Source organism: Mediterraneibacter flintii, from assembly GCF_055387595.1.
In genome coordinates this window covers 1,403,111-1,418,398 of record NZ_AP031405.1, presented here as the reverse complement: position 1 = coordinate 1,418,398, position 15,288 = coordinate 1,403,111, and the positions used below count along the sequence as shown (strand labels likewise).

12 protein-coding genes are annotated in these 15,288 nt (G+C 43.1%); 5 read left to right on the top strand and 7 right to left on the bottom strand.

What is annotated here, in order from left to right; all coding sequences use genetic code 11:
• The first annotated feature begins 417 nt into the window (after positions 1-417).
• On the top strand, positions 418-2,139 hold the full coding sequence (locus tag ACZ5C4_RS06765; protein ID WP_464520321.1) for an ABC transporter ATP-binding protein: 1,722 nt from the start codon (positions 418-420) through the stop codon (positions 2,137-2,139).
• On the opposite strand, the gene ACZ5C4_RS06760 is transcribed toward ACZ5C4_RS06765, so the two are convergent.
• Positions 2,127-3,077 carry a calcium/sodium antiporter gene (locus tag ACZ5C4_RS06760; RefSeq protein WP_464520320.1) on the bottom strand — a complete coding sequence of 317 codons (951 nt, stop codon included), beginning with the start codon at positions 3,075-3,077 and terminating at the stop codon, positions 2,127-2,129. The two genes, ACZ5C4_RS06765 and ACZ5C4_RS06760, sit on opposite strands and share 13 nt — an antisense overlap.
• Positions 3,078-3,171: 94 nt before the next feature.
• Between ACZ5C4_RS06760 and ACZ5C4_RS06755 the strand changes: the two genes are divergently transcribed.
• From ACZ5C4_RS06755 to ACZ5C4_RS06745, 3 genes are all read left to right on the top strand, one after another.
• A complete protein-coding gene (locus ACZ5C4_RS06755) occupies positions 3,172-3,792 on the top strand; it encodes a manganese efflux pump (protein WP_464520319.1) in 621 nt (206 codons plus the stop codon).
• 99 nt (positions 3,793-3,891) lie between these two features.
• Positions 3,892-5,073, top strand: a complete 1,182-nt coding sequence (locus tag ACZ5C4_RS06750) for an IS91 family transposase (protein ID WP_464520318.1) — start codon at positions 3,892-3,894, stop codon at positions 5,071-5,073.
• 41 nt (positions 5,074-5,114) lie between these two features.
• Entirely contained in the window at positions 5,115-5,303 is a 189-nt protein-coding gene (locus tag ACZ5C4_RS06745) for a hypothetical protein (protein ID WP_186877231.1), read from the top strand.
• Positions 5,304-5,621: 318 nt separating this feature from the next.
• Here ACZ5C4_RS06745 and ACZ5C4_RS06740 read toward each other — a convergent pair whose 3' ends face one another.
• From ACZ5C4_RS06740 to ACZ5C4_RS06715, 6 genes are all read right to left on the bottom strand, one after another.
• A complete protein-coding gene (locus ACZ5C4_RS06740) occupies positions 5,622-6,752 on the bottom strand; it encodes an aldo/keto reductase (protein WP_464520317.1) in 1,131 nt (376 codons plus the stop codon).
• Positions 6,753-6,805: 53 nt separating this feature from the next.
• Positions 6,806-7,369 carry a DNA-3-methyladenine glycosylase I gene (locus ACZ5C4_RS06735; protein WP_464520316.1) on the bottom strand — a complete coding sequence of 188 codons (564 nt, stop codon included), beginning with the start codon at positions 7,367-7,369 and terminating at the stop codon, positions 6,806-6,808.
• 112 nt (positions 7,370-7,481) lie between these two features.
• On the bottom strand, positions 7,482-9,215 hold the full coding sequence (locus ACZ5C4_RS06730; protein ID WP_464520315.1) for an ABC transporter ATP-binding protein: 1,734 nt from the start codon (positions 9,213-9,215) through the stop codon (positions 7,482-7,484).
• A gap of 12 nt (positions 9,216-9,227) precedes the next feature.
• Positions 9,228-12,530 carry an energy-coupling factor transporter ATPase gene (locus ACZ5C4_RS06725; RefSeq protein ID WP_464520314.1) on the bottom strand — a complete coding sequence of 1,101 codons (3,303 nt, stop codon included), beginning with the start codon at positions 12,528-12,530 and terminating at the stop codon, positions 9,228-9,230.
• 4 nt (positions 12,531-12,534) lie between these two features.
• The gene (locus tag ACZ5C4_RS06720) at positions 12,535-13,260 is read right to left on the bottom strand and encodes an energy-coupling factor transporter transmembrane component T (protein WP_464520313.1); all 726 of its coding nucleotides are present in this window, start codon (positions 13,258-13,260) and stop codon (positions 12,535-12,537) included.
• Positions 13,260-13,841 (bottom strand): MptD family putative ECF transporter S component, encoded by a 582-nt coding sequence (locus tag ACZ5C4_RS06715; RefSeq protein ID WP_464520312.1) that lies wholly within the window; start codon positions 13,839-13,841, stop codon positions 13,260-13,262. The genes ACZ5C4_RS06720 and ACZ5C4_RS06715 overlap by 1 nt, the downstream gene beginning before the upstream one ends.
• Before the next feature lie 228 nt (positions 13,842-14,069).
• On the opposite strand from ACZ5C4_RS06715, the gene ACZ5C4_RS06710 reads away from it, so the two are divergent.
• Positions 14,070-15,029 carry a helix-turn-helix domain-containing protein gene (locus ACZ5C4_RS06710; RefSeq protein WP_464520311.1) on the top strand — a complete coding sequence of 320 codons (960 nt, stop codon included), beginning with the start codon at positions 14,070-14,072 and terminating at the stop codon, positions 15,027-15,029.
• Positions 15,030-15,288 lie beyond the last annotated feature (259 nt).

Genomic DNA, 15,288 nt, shown 5'->3' with positions numbered 1-15,288 from the left:
TCCCGCCCGAAGGGCTTTTTATATAATAGGAAATTTATCAAAATTTCCTATTATATAAAAAACCATGTAGTCTTTGTTTTCCCATAAAACAAACAGGCTACATGGAATGATATTGGTATTGCCGACCCTGTATATTCTCTTTTCTTCCATTACAATTCTTTTTTCGATCTATGGTAGGATAGCATACAGCCCCTTCCCTGTCAAGTCTTCGTTTTCTTTTTACTTTATCCTTTTTACTTCATCTGCCTTCTTTCCTCTCGTCAAAATTTCCGGCTGCTTGTACATTTTATCTAATTATGCTAAGATTGTTGTGGTTTCTCAAAGTTTCCGGCTTTTTGCCGTGCGGAAGTCAAATATCCATGCCAGCCTGGCCGCTTGGCTCGTTGCTCGCGGGAATGAAAAGAAAGGGGAATTCTATTGCATACATTAAAATGTTTCATAAAATATTACAGTCCTTACAAGGTTGTATTCTTCATTGATTTGCTCTGTGCTGCCATGATTAGTTTTGTAGATCTGGCATATCCGCAAATTCTCCGTACATTGACAAATACTCTGTTTACAGAAGGCCGCGCCGTTATATTAAAAGCTCTCGGGCCGATTGCGCTTGCCCTGCTTGTGATGTACGTAGTCCAAAGTCTCTGTAAATATTATGTAAGCTATCAGGGGCATATGATGGGGGCTCATATGGAAAGAGATATGCGCCAGCAGCTCTTTGAGCACTATGAACGCCTTTCTTTTTCTTACTACGATCAGCACAATTCCGGACAGATGATGAGTAAGCTCGTATCCGATCTATTCGATATTTCCGAATTTGCACATCACGGGCCAGAGAATTTATTTATCTCTTTAATAAAAATCGTCGGTTCTTTCATCTTCCTGTTTCTTATTAACTGGAGGCTTGCTATTCCACTCTTATTTTTAGTTTTGTGTATGTTCCTGTTTTCTTTCAGCCAGAATAAACGCATGCAGGCAACCTTTATGGAAAACCGACGTAAAATTGGAGACGTCAATGCCAGTCTCCAGGATACGCTGGCAGGTATTCGGGTGGTGCAGTCTTTTGCCAATGAAGAAATAGAACGCAAAAAATTTCGGAAAAGCAACCATGGATTCCTTATATCCAAGCGTGCAAACTATAGCTGTATGGGCAGCTTTATGGGATGGAATCTATTCTTCCAAGGTATGATGTATCTCGTCACCCTTGTATTCGGAGGGTATCTGATTGCAAAAGGACAGATGCACGCTGCTGATCTCGCTATGTACGCACTCTATATAGGTATATTTATCAATCCCATCCAGATCCTGGTAGAGCTTACAGAAATGATGCAGAAAGGTCTGTCTGGATTCCGCCGTTTCTTAGATGTTATCGAAACACAGCCTGACATTCAGGATGCAGAGGATGCACAGCCCCTCGACAATGTGCTCGGCAGAGTTTCCTACGAGGATGTTTCTTTCCATTATAGTGATGACGATACAGCCGTATTATCCCACGTATCGTTTCAGATCCCTGCTGGGAAATCCATCGCTTTAGTCGGCCCTTCTGGAAGTGGAAAGACAACGATCTGCTCCCTCCTCCCTCGTTTTTATGACGTATCCGGCGGACGGATCACCATTGACGGAAAAGATGTGCGGAATTTGACGCTTAAAAGCCTGCGCGATCAGATTGGAATTGTACAGCAGGATGTATATCTGTTTTGCGGAACCATCAAAGAAAATATCGCATATGGAAAACCGGAGGCTTCTATGGAAGAGATCATTGCCGCGGCAAAAAAGGCGAATATCCACGACTTTATTGAAGAACTCCCAGACGGATATGACACATTTGTCGGAGAACGAGGCACCCGTCTCTCTGGCGGTCAGAAACAGCGTATATCCATTGCACGTGTTTTCTTGAAGAATCCGCCAATTCTTATTTTAGATGAAGCAACCAGCGCTCTGGACAATGAAAGTGAGCGCTTTATCCAGCAAAGTTTGGAAGAACTTGCTAAAAACAGGACTACGATCACCATTGCCCACCGTCTCTCTACCATTAAGCACGCGGATGAAATTATTGTCATTACAGAAGACGGCATAGCAGAACGTGGAACGCATGAAACTCTACTGAAAAAAGATGGTATTTATGCGCATTACTACAATATGTAATCTCTGTTTAAAACCAGAAGATATCCTATATAGAAAAGTACCAAAAGCACTCCCTGCCCTCTGGCTGTCTTTTTCTTTAAGACTGCCGGAAGGCACAGTGTCACTAAAACCAAAGCCACAAAAGGCAAATCCAGACGCATAACTGTATCTGGATAATGGATCGGATGTATAAGGGAGGACAGACCTCCGACCAGAACAAAATTCAAAATATCTGCACCGATAATATTTCCAAGAGACAGCGCTGCATGTCTCTTTTTTATTGCTATAAGGGAAGTAATCAATTCCGGCAGCGAGGTACCTACCGCCACAAATACCAGTGCAATCACGACTTCCGGAACCCCTAGCCTGTGTGCAAGCTGAGGCCCTATATCCACCAACACAGAAGCTCCTATATAGATCAATACTGCTTCCATTACAACCCGTATCCAGTCACTTGTCTGAAATGGTTCTTCTAAGAATGTCTCCTCCTGCTTTGTCATTCGCTTTTTTATATTCCACAGGTAATATATACAGAGTCCAAGAAGTACTAATCCCGAGACACCAGGCAGCCCTCCAAATAAGAACCCGCTGACAGCATAGATAAGAAAAGCTGCTGATAGAATCCCTGCATTCCATATCAGATTTTGTCTCTCGCCTTCCTTTATCTCCATAGGACGAAGAAGCAGCAGAATTCCAGCAATCATTCCCGTATTGCACAATATGGAGCCAAGCGCATTTCCCAGCGCCATATCGGGTAAGCCTTTAAAGGAAGCAGTCACTGAAAATAATACCTCTGGAAGTGTTGTGCCAAGACTGACAATCGTCGCCCCTATCAGTACCTCCGGTACATGGAAATGTTTTGCTATCCGAACTGCACTGTCCACAAACAGACTGCTGCCCCATACCAAAAACACCATTCCCATAATAAACAGTAGAATTTCAGAACCTAAACCTGTCACATTTTCACCTCCTCCACTGATTATATGATTCCGGCAGTGGTTTTATGTCAAATATGTATTTTCAGAATATAGTAGTGAAAAAGGCATATTGGTTATGATTGATATTTTTCTGCTTGCCCCCACTCTCTGTCTGGACACTTTCATCGCATGTACTGCATATGGAACTGGCGGTATCAAATTTTCCTGGAAACAGATTCTGCTCCTAAATGGAGTCTGTTCGTCCTGCTTGGGCGTCTCTCTTTTATTTGGAACACTCATTGATTACTGGGTTCCGGAAAGCTTTACAAAAGGAGTCTGTTTCTTTACCCTTCTTTTTCTGGGAATTCTTAAGCTTACTGATTCCAGTATACGCGGTTATTTAAAAGCACATAAACAGATGCACAAGGATATCCATTTTACCCTTTCCAGCCTGCATTTTATTATCAATATCTATGGAAATCCGATAGAGGCAGACCGTGACTACAACAAAACACTTTCTTGGAAAGAGACCTTTTTCTTCTCTCTTGCCATGTCCCTGGACAGTTTGGTAATCGGTACAATGGCCGCATTTATGAAGCTGTCTGTACCGCTGACAGTTCTGTGTACATTTCTGTTTGGAGAAGCAGCCGCCCATACAGGGCTCCTGATCGGTCGCAAGATTGGAGAAAAATTCCGCTTGGATCTCTCCTTTGTCGCAGGTATTTTTCTTATTATCCTCGCATTTACAAAGCTCTGAATCTATAAAAAATAGGCTTCGCCTATTCAACACCCCTGCCCCTCAATCTTGAGGGAATTAGGGGTTTCTTTTTGTTACGTTTTCCTTCATAATAGTTTTATGAATATCTTACAAACTATCTTTGCAGACCATTATGAAGAAATGATTTATATTTTACATCCCCGTATCTCTGTTATTGAGAATGTTGAAAAGATGATTCACTGCGGTGACCCTTCTTTCGGCGGCGCAATGTACCACTGTCCCCACTGCGCAGAATGGAAGTTCGTTCCCTTTCGCTGCCACAGCCGCTTTTGCCCTACCTGCGGCAACATGTATTCCATCCACCGTACCACTTCTATGTCTTTTAAGCTCCTTGTCTGCACTCACCGCCATTGTGTCTTCACTATCCCTGAACAGCTTCGCCCTTTCTTCCTCCACAACCGTTATCTTCTTAACTGCCTTTTTTCCGCAGTCCAAAGCGTTATCTTCCGCTTATTTTCTAAGGTGAATACATCCAAAAATTTTACTCCCGGTTTTATTTGCGTCCTTCATACTTTCGGTCGTGACCTGAAATGGAATCCACATATTCATTGTCTTGTTACCGAAGGCGGGCTTAGCCACGATAATTTTTGGCGCAAACTCTCTCATTTCAACTTCTCTTTTCTGCGCAGCGCCTTTTGTACCGCACTCCTCAATTCACTTCATCAGCAGCTTGGTCCCTCTTTAAAAAAAATGAAAGCTTTTTGCTATCGACACTGCAGGAACGGCTTTTATGTTTATGCCAAACCCAATCTTTGCAACCCCTATGCCGTCTCCAAATATATCGGCCGCTATCTCGGCCGCCCTCCCATTGCCACTTCCCGCATTGATGCTTACAATGGCGATTCCGTCACCTTTCATTACAACCGCCATGAGGATGAAAAACTTGTTGTTGAAACACTCCCTGCCTTGGACTTTATCTCCCGCTTGATTCAACACATCCCAGAAAAGCACTTTAAAATGATTCGCTATTACGGTCTTTATGCAAGGCACCGCGAATCAGACAAACTCCTTTTCCGGGCTATTTCCCAAAAAGCCCGTCCTTTTCTCCTTAGCTTCAACAAATGGCGCTGCTCCATCATAGCCTCTTTCGGCTATGACCCTTTAAAGTGTCCTAAATGTGGCAAAACCATGCTCCTCCTTGAAATTTACTACAACCATCATCCTGTTTCTCTGCAAGAATTATACGAAAAAGCAATGCGAAAGTACCTGCCCCGTTCTCCTGCTAAAAGTAAATTTCTTTTATCTCCTTTTCATTCATGATACAATCAGAATATCAAGTATGAAACGGAGGCAGTATTCCCATGAAACCCATAAGTGAGCATGAACTTGCAGAGAAACTCAGGAAGCAATACATCGAATCTCCTCCGGAAGGTATGACTCCTTATGATATTAAATACATGAGCGACAGTGACCTTCTGGATATGGATTATTTTCTACATGAATTTGATGACGATGACGATTTTGAAGAAGAAGATTTTTATCTTTTCTAATATCGTCTATTTCCCATGCCCATTTTTTAAGTGGACTATTTTTTCTCTTTTTCTAAAAGGGAGAACTTTCCTAATATTGAACAAAGTGGGCAAGCCCACCTCAACTTCCCTGCCCCTCACTCTTGAGGGGTTTGTCCACTTTGCGCGCCGCCGCAATACCGCAAAGCGGTAAAATTTCCTTATTGAGCGTGCGCATCTCGCCCGGAGGGCTTTTTGTATAATAGGAAATTTATCGAAATTTCCTATTATATAAAAAGCAGGCAGGATATTCCTTTTTAAGAAATATCCTGCCCCTATCTATAGCTCCTGCCTGTCCTTTTACCCTTCTAAAGCCGCTGCTGCTTTTTTCAGCTCCTCCCGAATAGAAATATGCTGCGGACAGACCTTCTCACATTTTCCACACGCAATACATGCGGACGCTTTCTTCCAGCCATGCCCATCTGTATTCCACGTATATTTGTTCCTCGCTCCGCCTAAATCTCCATACATACTGTAAATATTATATGCCTGGAAGGAACCATAGATTGCGATATGCTGCGGACAGCCTTTCATACAGTATGCACACGCTGTGCATGGCACCTTCGGAAAGGCGTTAAAAATCTCTCGCGCTGTTTCTACTGTCTTTTGTTCCTCTGTTGTCAGTGGCTGAAACTCTTTCATATAAGAAAGGTTATCTTCTATCTGCTCCATATTAGACATACCAGATAACACCGTAATCACTCCATCTAACGATGCTGCAAAGCGAATCGCCCAGGAGGACGGAGATGCCTTTGGATTTGCCTGCCTTAAAACCTCTGTCACTTCTTTTGGTGGATTCGCCAGAGTACCGCCTTTGACTGGTTCCATAATAATGATCGGTTTTTGGTGTTTTCGTGCCACTTCATAACACTTCCGCGACTCAATCGTCGGATCCTCCCAGTCGGCATAGTTGATCTGGAGCTGTACAAATTCCATTTCCGGATGGGCAGTCAATATTTCATCCAGCACCTCTGCCTTGTCATGCATAGAAAATCCGAGATGCTTAATCAGTCCCTCTTTTTTCTTCTCTGCCAGAAATGTCCAAATGTCGTAATCATCAAAAAAGTGCGTTCTCTGTTCTCCTAAATTATGTAATAAATAGAAGTCAAAATACCCTGCTCCTGTACGTTCAAGAGAGGTATAAAACATCCGTTCCGCCTCTTCTCTGTTCTTCGCCCCTGCCCATGCCGGAAGCTTTGTCGCAAGCATGAACTTTTCACGCGGATACCTGTCTACCAGTGCTTTTTTGATTGCTTTTTCTGATTCTCCGTTATTATATCCATACGCCGTATCGAAGTAATAAAATCCTTCTTCTAAAAATCTGTCTACCATTGCTTTCGTCTGCTCTATATCAATGGCATTGTCTTTCATTGGCAGACGCATCAGTCCAAATCCCAGCTTCGGAATCTTTTCTCCGAGATATTGTTCCATATAATCCACTCCTTTCCTTATCCTTTATTATAAGCTCTGGAGCTGACTCTATGTCAATGTATTTTCTCATTCAAAAAACATTCCTCATTGTGAGAAAAAATCACGCCCACTGCCTGCATATACGCATAGATAATCGTTGTACCTGCAAATTTCATTCCACGCCTTTTCAGATCTTTAGATACTGCGTCGGACAACGGAGAGCTTGACTTTCCTATTTCATAGATCACCTCTCCGTTCGTCCAATGCCAGAGATAATCGGAAAAGCTGCCGTATTCGTCCTGCAGACTGCGAAACACCTTCGCATTATTTACAGCAGCCTGAATTTTCAGACGGTTTCGTATAATCTCTGGATTCTCTATAAGACTTGCTATCTTCTCCTCGTCATAAGCACAAACCTTCTCTAAATCGAAATCATCAAACGCTTTTCGAAACGCCTCCCGTTTGTTCAACACACACTCCCATGACAGTCCTGCCTGAAAAGATTCCAGTACCAGCATTTCAAACAATTTGTGATCGTCATATACCGGAATGCCCCATTCAGCATCATGGTAGTGTATATACGTTTCATTTTTAGGGTTCGCCCACCAGCATCTTGTCTTTCCATCCTTCCATTCCATCCTATATCTCCTTCCCCTGTAATATGTTTTCCTGCATTACATTTCATTTCCAGGTTCCTATGACGCATAGTATAACACAGACCGCTGATTTTTTACATACAGTTATTTTTTATTATGCTAATTTCCAGCCTATGGCCTCTTGTCTGGCAGCTACAAAGTCGGCATACAAGCCCTTCTGTTGAATCAGTTCCAAGTGGGTGCCGCGCTGGACGATATGAGCGTTGTTCAGCACAAGTATCTGGTCAGCGTTCCGAACGGTTTTCAGCCGATGGGCAATCATAATAATGGTCTTATCATGAGTCAACGCTTCAATAGCCCGTTGTAATTCTTCTTCATTCTCCGGATCAACGCTGCTTGTAGCTTCGTCCAAAATGATGATGGGCGCATTTTTCAGCATGGCGCGGGCGATGGAAATACGCTGCTTCTCGCCGCCGGACAGATTTCCGCCGCCTTCTCCAATTACGGTATCGTAGCCATTCGGTAAAGTAGAAATAAAGTCATGACAGCAAGCCTTTTTTGCTGCCTCCACCACTTGTTCATGGGTAGCGTCCGGACACCCAAACTTGATATTGTTCTCAATCGTATCGGCAAAGAGATACACGTTCTGGAACACCATTGAGATATTCTTCATCAGGCTGTCCAGCTTGAAATCTCGTACATCCATACCACCAATGGTGATTTTTCCGGCGTTCACATCCCAAAAACGGGCGATTAGATTACAAACAGTCGTTTTACCGGAACCAGATGGCCCAACAATCGCTGTTGTCGTTTTTTCTGGAATGGAAAGACTTACATGGTCTAAAATCTGCCGGGTAGAATAGGAAAAGTCTACACTGTCAAATATAATATCTGTGTTCTTCAGCGTAATGTCCTTTCCTTTTTCATCCATAACCGGCGTATCATCCACAGAATTGGCAGTATCAATAGAAGAAGCCAGCATTTGCAGCATAGTAATCTGGCTGCCCGCGCTCTCCAGACTGTTGAATACCATAAAAGACAGCACAACAAAAAGAATACCATATACAAAAGAAAATGCTCCTTTGGTGTAAAGGTAAAGTGTCAGTACTAATAGAATCGCACTGAATACCCGTATTACTAACTGCTGTAAAGTGATATATGGAGCTACCGCATAAACCAGCTTCAAATTGCCTTTATTGCTCTCCCTGATTGCAGCAAAAATTGATCCAGAGCTGTCCTTTTCAAATCCAAAGGATTTTACCACGCCCATCCCTTGAATGTACTCCAAAACAGCCTCTACCAATCCCCGTTGGACGTTCTGCCTTTTTTCTGCGGCAGAAGCAGATTTTCTGGATGCTGCTTCCGTCACCAGTAAATAGACCAGCACACCTGCAATAGCTGCAAGACCAAGCTGCCAATTAAAAAACAGAAGGAACACAATCAATACGACGGAATTGAAAAAGCCGCCGATCATATTAACAAGTGCAACAGGAGCTGCACCTTCCACATCTCCCAACGTAGTGGTAACAATACCGGTGATAGAACCGATGTTATTCTTATTAAAATATCCCATCGGAATGTAGCGTAATCGGTCGCCAATAGAAATCCGTTTATCGGCTACCATGCCATAACCGACTACTGTCTGTTCATTCATGGAAAAAAATGAGGCAAAAATCCGACCAGTGATGGAAAGCGCCATCATGCCTAAAGATAGCCATACAGAAGTAAAGCTATGATTATCAGAAGCCAAAGCGTCTACGACGAAATAAAGTGCGCCAAATTGAAAGGAGGCAAAAATTCCGTTAAGCAAGGAAAAAAACAACGATTTTTTCAAAAGCCCTTTCCTGCTGCCCGCAAATGCAAATATTTTCTTTAATGTACCAATCATGAAAACACCTCCTTATGCCTCGTCTCTGGCACCAATATGTGCCTGCCACATATTGCGGTAAAGCGGACAATGCGCCAGTAATTGTTCATGTGTACCTTGTGCTTCAATATTTCCATCATTGACTACCACAATGTTATCTGCTCCTATGATCGTAGAAAGACGGTGCGCAATCACAATCAACGTTTTCTTCTTGTTCTCCGAATCGCATAAAGGTATACCCAAAGGGTGCTTTCCGGCAATCAATGCAGAAATCGCTTTTTGGACAACGGCCTCATTCTCCGGATCAATAAAAGCTGTCGCCTCGTCTAAAATCACAATAGGAGCGTCCTTTAGCATGGCGCGGGCAATAGAAATACGCTGACGTTCACCGCCGGAAAGCTGAGAACCACTGCTGCCGACAATCGTTTCATAGCCTTTATCCAACCCTCGGATAAAACTGTCACAGCCACTCCGGATTGCAGCCTGTTCCACCTCTTTGTCAGATGCAGCCGGATTTCCCATACGGATATTTTCACGAATACTGCGATTAAATAAATAATTGTCCTGGGATACATAAGAAATCTGTGCAGCAAGCTGTGATAATGGGATTTCTTCCAGTCGATAACCGCCCAGTGAAATACTGCCGCCTGTTGCATCCCAATAACCGGCAATCAGCTTTGCAATCGTAGATTTGCCGGAACCGGATGGCCCAACAAAAGCAGTCATTGTTCCAGGCTTGATTGAAAGACTGATTCCATGCAAAGCTTCCTGTTGTTTATCGTAAGAGAATGATACATTCTTCAAGTCAATTTCCAGGCTGTCTAATGCTACAGGAGCATCCGCATGATGCAGCTCTTCAGCATTTAAGATACTGTCGATTTCCTCTGTATTCTTTCCGAGCATAGCCAGAGAACCGCTAAAGGAGAAAACCTCCATAATCGGCCCTACAAGACCGAGAGAAAAAATAACCGCAGCCATAAAAGTCATGGTCTCCAGACTTCCGGACAGCCATAATGCCATACCTCCCGGTAAAACACTGAAAAGTACGGAGGGAATCACTGCATTGTAAGAGCACATGGTTTTCTGACTGTTCGCCATCCATTTTATGTAATAGTCCGCATTACCCCTGACAGCGTCCGCATATTTTTCATAGGAACCTGCCGACTGACTAAACGCTTTGACAACCTCAATTCCACCGATATACTCAACAACAGCATCGGACATTTTCTTACTGGCGGCCATTGCACCTGCACCCTCTGCGGCATAGTTTCGCATACCCAAAGACATAATGACCAGTCCGATAAACAGAGTTGCCAGTGAAAGAAGCGCCATCCGCCAATCCAAAACAAACAGATATGCAATAATGAACAGCGGCACCAGCATATTTGAGGTCATTTCCGGCAGAAGATGAGCAAAAGGAACCTCCATGCTCTCAATCCGATCAACAATAATACTTTTATAGTGGCCGGATGGAGTGTCTAAAATAGTTCCCATCGGAACCCTTGCAAGCTTAGACATCACTCGCTCCCGCAGATCCCGCAGCGTACTATATGCCGCATTATGGGAAATCACAGTGGATAAATTTGAAAAAATCACCTTCCCGCAGTATCCGGACAAGGCAACAAGACATACTGGCAGATATACGGAAAACATGGTTTCTCCAGCAAACATTTTCGAAATGATAGTAACAACACAAAAATATGGTATCATTTGGCAGGCTACACCGAGAATTGCCAGAATAATACTGAAAATAAACTTGCCATGATGAACCTTCCCCCAGTTCCAAAGAGTGGCAAGGGGAGATTTTTTCTTTTGGTTTTCCATAGATTTTTGCACCTCCTTGCTTTCTCCCATGAAAAAACGTAGCAGTCGATTCCGATCTGTCTTTTTCTCCAACCCATAGTTTTCTACTATGTGCCCATTTTCCATATGGATAACCTGATCGCAGCAGCGCAGGATAAACTCTGGATCATGTGTAACGATTACAATCGTTTTACCAGAAGCAGCCAGTCGATTGACAGCTTCCGCTGTCTGCCTCATATGATTGAGGTCAAGTCCGCTGGTCGGTTCATCGAAGAGGATAATAGGCCTCTCCGAAGCTATTGCAGACGCAATCGCCACACGCTGTTTTTGTCCGCCGGAAAGCCCCATCGGATGACACTCCTTGAATGAAAGCAGATCCAGCTCGTCTAAAAGAGAATCCAACCGTTTTTCATCATCTTGCGGCATACTGATGAGGATTTCTTCTTGGACGCTTTCTGTAAAAAGCTGGTGATTTACATCCTGCATAACCATATAGCACAGCCTTATACGCTGCTTGCGTCCATATTGTTTTGTTTCCTGTTGTAAAAAACCGCCGCACCGCTTTTCTAAACCGCAAAGGCACCGGGAAAAGGTGGTTTTTCCAGCTCCGTTGTGACCGATCACCGCTGTAACACAGCCAGGGAACAGTTCAACCTTATCTAAACAAAGAGCTTCTTCTCTGCTGCCCCGATAGGAAAAATGAAACTTTTTCACCTTCCATGCCGGACCGGCAGCTGTTCGTCGTTCATGCGTAACCTGCTGCAGGCTGGAAAGTGTCAAAGGACGAAGCCCCATCCGTTCCCGCTGGGATTCTTCCAGCAACGAAAACACTTTACCGGTATAATCTCCTGTAATCTCTCCATCTCTTAAGCAGAGAACACGGTCTGCCAGATCATAGAGATAATAGAGCCTGTGTTCTGCGATAATAACTGTCTTACCTTCCTCTTTCAAGATCTTCAGTAATCTCCGAAGATCGCCAATGGCATAAGCGTCCAAATTAGAAGAGGGTTCATCAAACACAAAAACTTCCGGTTCCATAGCAGCCGCAGAGCCACAGGCAATTTTCTGCTTTTCTCCACCAGACAGCGAGAAAATGCTCCGTTCCAACAGTCCGACAAGATTTAACTGCCTGGCTGTCTGTTGTACCCGGTTTCGTATATCCTGTTCTGGCAGGCCATGATTTTCCGGACCAAAGGCAAGCTCGGATGTGGTATCCACATTGAAAAACTGGCTGCGCGGATTTTGAAACACAGAACCGACCTTTTCTGAAATTTCAAACAGAGAAAGGGCTTTGTACTCTTTTCCATCCAGCAGCACCTGTCCCGAAAGTTCTCCTTCGTAGTAATGGGGAATAAGGCCGTTGAACAGTCTCGTCAATGTTGTTTTCCCGCAGCCGGAAGCTCCGCAAAGTAAAACGAAAGAACCATCCTCAATGGAGCAGGAGATATTCTTCAAGGTGCCGCTATTTTGTAAAGCGTATGTACTTTTCCCGTTGGAACGATAGGAAAAAGAGACATTTTTACATTCAATCATCGGTTCACCCCCTTATCCACAAGCTGAGCTGTACTGCCAATCCTGTAAAACAGAACAAAAGCAGAAAGATATCCTGCACATGAATTCCAATGCTGCAAATATTTGTACGTTTCGCCGGCCCGCCTAATCCACGAGTCAGAGAAGCCGCAGAAAGTTCCTCGCCAATCTTAACGCTGCACATCAACATAGGGACAAGCCGGTACTCCAGTATGGAACCGGCTTTCCCTCCGCGCAGACGAATCCCTCTCATTTTCATTGCATCTCCGATGGCGCGCCATTCCTCCATCACAGTGGGAAAGAAACGGAACATCACCGCCATAGGAATTGTGATCTGATTTGGTATGTGCAGGCGCTCCATTCCTGCGATAAACTCACCGACTGTGGTAGTAGTAACGACATAGTAGGCCATTGCAATACTCGGCCCAAAATAGAGCAGCAGACCTGCGGCAAGCATCACAAGATACCTCACAATGCCGGGAATATTTACCAGCCAAAACTCTTGCAGGCAAATAGCTGTTCCATATGTAACAAAATAAACAACAGAACTTTTCCACATTTTCGATAACAACAGTACAATAAGCGGAGCAGCCGCTGGTATGTAGAACATGTTCGTTTGAAAGGAACCGCCTAAAACTAATACCACTAATGTGATTAAAACTGCCAGTTTTGTCCGAGGATCAAAAGAAATTCCTGCATTTTGTTTTTGACTTGCGAGGATTTCAGATCCCATTATGCAATTCCTGCCCGTTCAAAGTGCTTTTTAAAGATTTTACGCCCAATCAAACCGCCGATAATACCAGCTATAAATGCTGCAACAGCCATAGCAGGCAAAATCCAGTCCGGCATATACCCCATCAGAGTGTCGGCATACTCCTGTCCAAAAGTCGGAATTAACTTTTCATAGTAGCTGTCGCGCGTCATGATGATTGGAATGAAAGCGCCAAATACCCAGATGGAAAAGACACCATGTGCTAAGACTTCCATTTTTGCGCTCTTATATTCAGAATGTTTTAACATAAAATCGGCAATCATCCCAAAAACCAATCCTGTCAGAATGCACCAATACCCCATACCCGTAAGAAGCATTAAGATACCTTCCAACAAACCAGAAATTGTAAGCATACCAAATTTCTTGACTTTTGAGAAGTACAGCATCATGGGAATACCTCCAATCAATGGCACCAATACATCCAATAAAGGAATAAAGACAGGGATAACCCCCAGCATGGATACGATAAAAACCACCACGAAATAGATAGCGGCAAAGATACCAATATTAATCAAGTCCTTACCCTGCAGCTTGTTGTTCATTTTTTTATCCTCCTATATGCAGTTTAGTTAGGAATCGCTAACCAACTTGCAGTATAGCATAGAGCTTTTCTTTATTTCTATCCCTATATCAGTATTTTAGCCCTATATAGCAACGAGTTTTCTACTTGACATAGAAACTAAAAAAGAAGATAATAATTCGTATCGAAAACGATTTTCAGAAAAATTAGGCAGAAAAGAGATGATATAGTGGGAGAAACCTTAAATCAAATGCTAGATAACTACTTAGCCACATCTAATGTGCAGTTGCAAAAAGGGCCGGATAGTGTATCTTTTACTATCAATTCACCAGAAGGAAGCAGCAAAGCAAGTCTTTACAACGTCCTGCCTTATATGCACCTGATCTTTTTTGACCTCCGCGCCCAGTCACTGCCGGGCGAAATTGCAGAGAACGCCCAGTTCCATCCATTGCAGTTTAATTACTGTATTGGCGGAAGAATCGAGTTACTCTTAGATAATAACTCTTACATCTATCTTAAGGAAAACGATTTTTGTATCAGCAGGCAGACTTCTCAGAGTGAATCCTATTTTCCCACAAAATATTATCATGGAATCACAATGTATTTTGATCCGGATTTTTTCACAGAAGCAAACCAAAATGTAGCAGAGCTTTTCAACCTTAACTTATACAGACTGCCGGAAATCTACTTTGAAAAGAAAGATACCTATATTGCAGAAGCGTGCAGTGAAATGAAAAAAGCACTTCACCACTTGTGGCAGCTCTATGAGTCGCCATCTGCTTTCCACATGAAACTCTGTGTTCTAAATTTGCTCCATCAGCTTTTGGACAAAAAAGATATATCTCAAGAGAAAGCTCTTTCCTTTTATACCAGTATACAGGTGGAAATTGCAAAAAAGGCAGAGCAGATACTTACTGCCGATTTGAAGCAGCATATTCCGATGAAGCAGATCGCCCGACAATTTGGCGTCAGCGAAACCAGCTTAAAAAATTACTTTCGAGGCGTATACGGTAAAAATGTTTCCAACTATCTACGAGACTTGAGAATGAGCATAGCTGAAAAATTACTTGCCGAAACCAAATTACCTATATCCGAAATTGCTTCGCGGGTTGGATATACAAAACAAGGTAAATTTGCAGAGGTGTTCCGACAGTACTTTCAGATGAACCCATTAGAGTACAGGCGGGCAAAAAAATTGAAGAATTTTTAGCTAAGACCGAAATTTATCGCCGCCAATCGGATGTGTACAACCCCATAATATTCCATACCATCTTATTATATATAATGCCGGAAAACAGCTCACAGGGATGAAAAGGATAAAAATAAGCGTACCACTTCTAATGATACGCTTGTCGTCATTATATTTTTAATGGTTTGTCGCCTACGTTTTAACGGTAGAGTGTACACTACATAGATAAGTGAAGTTAGGCAAGTCTTTAATTACTGTTTGTGTTCCCACACCCGATGTC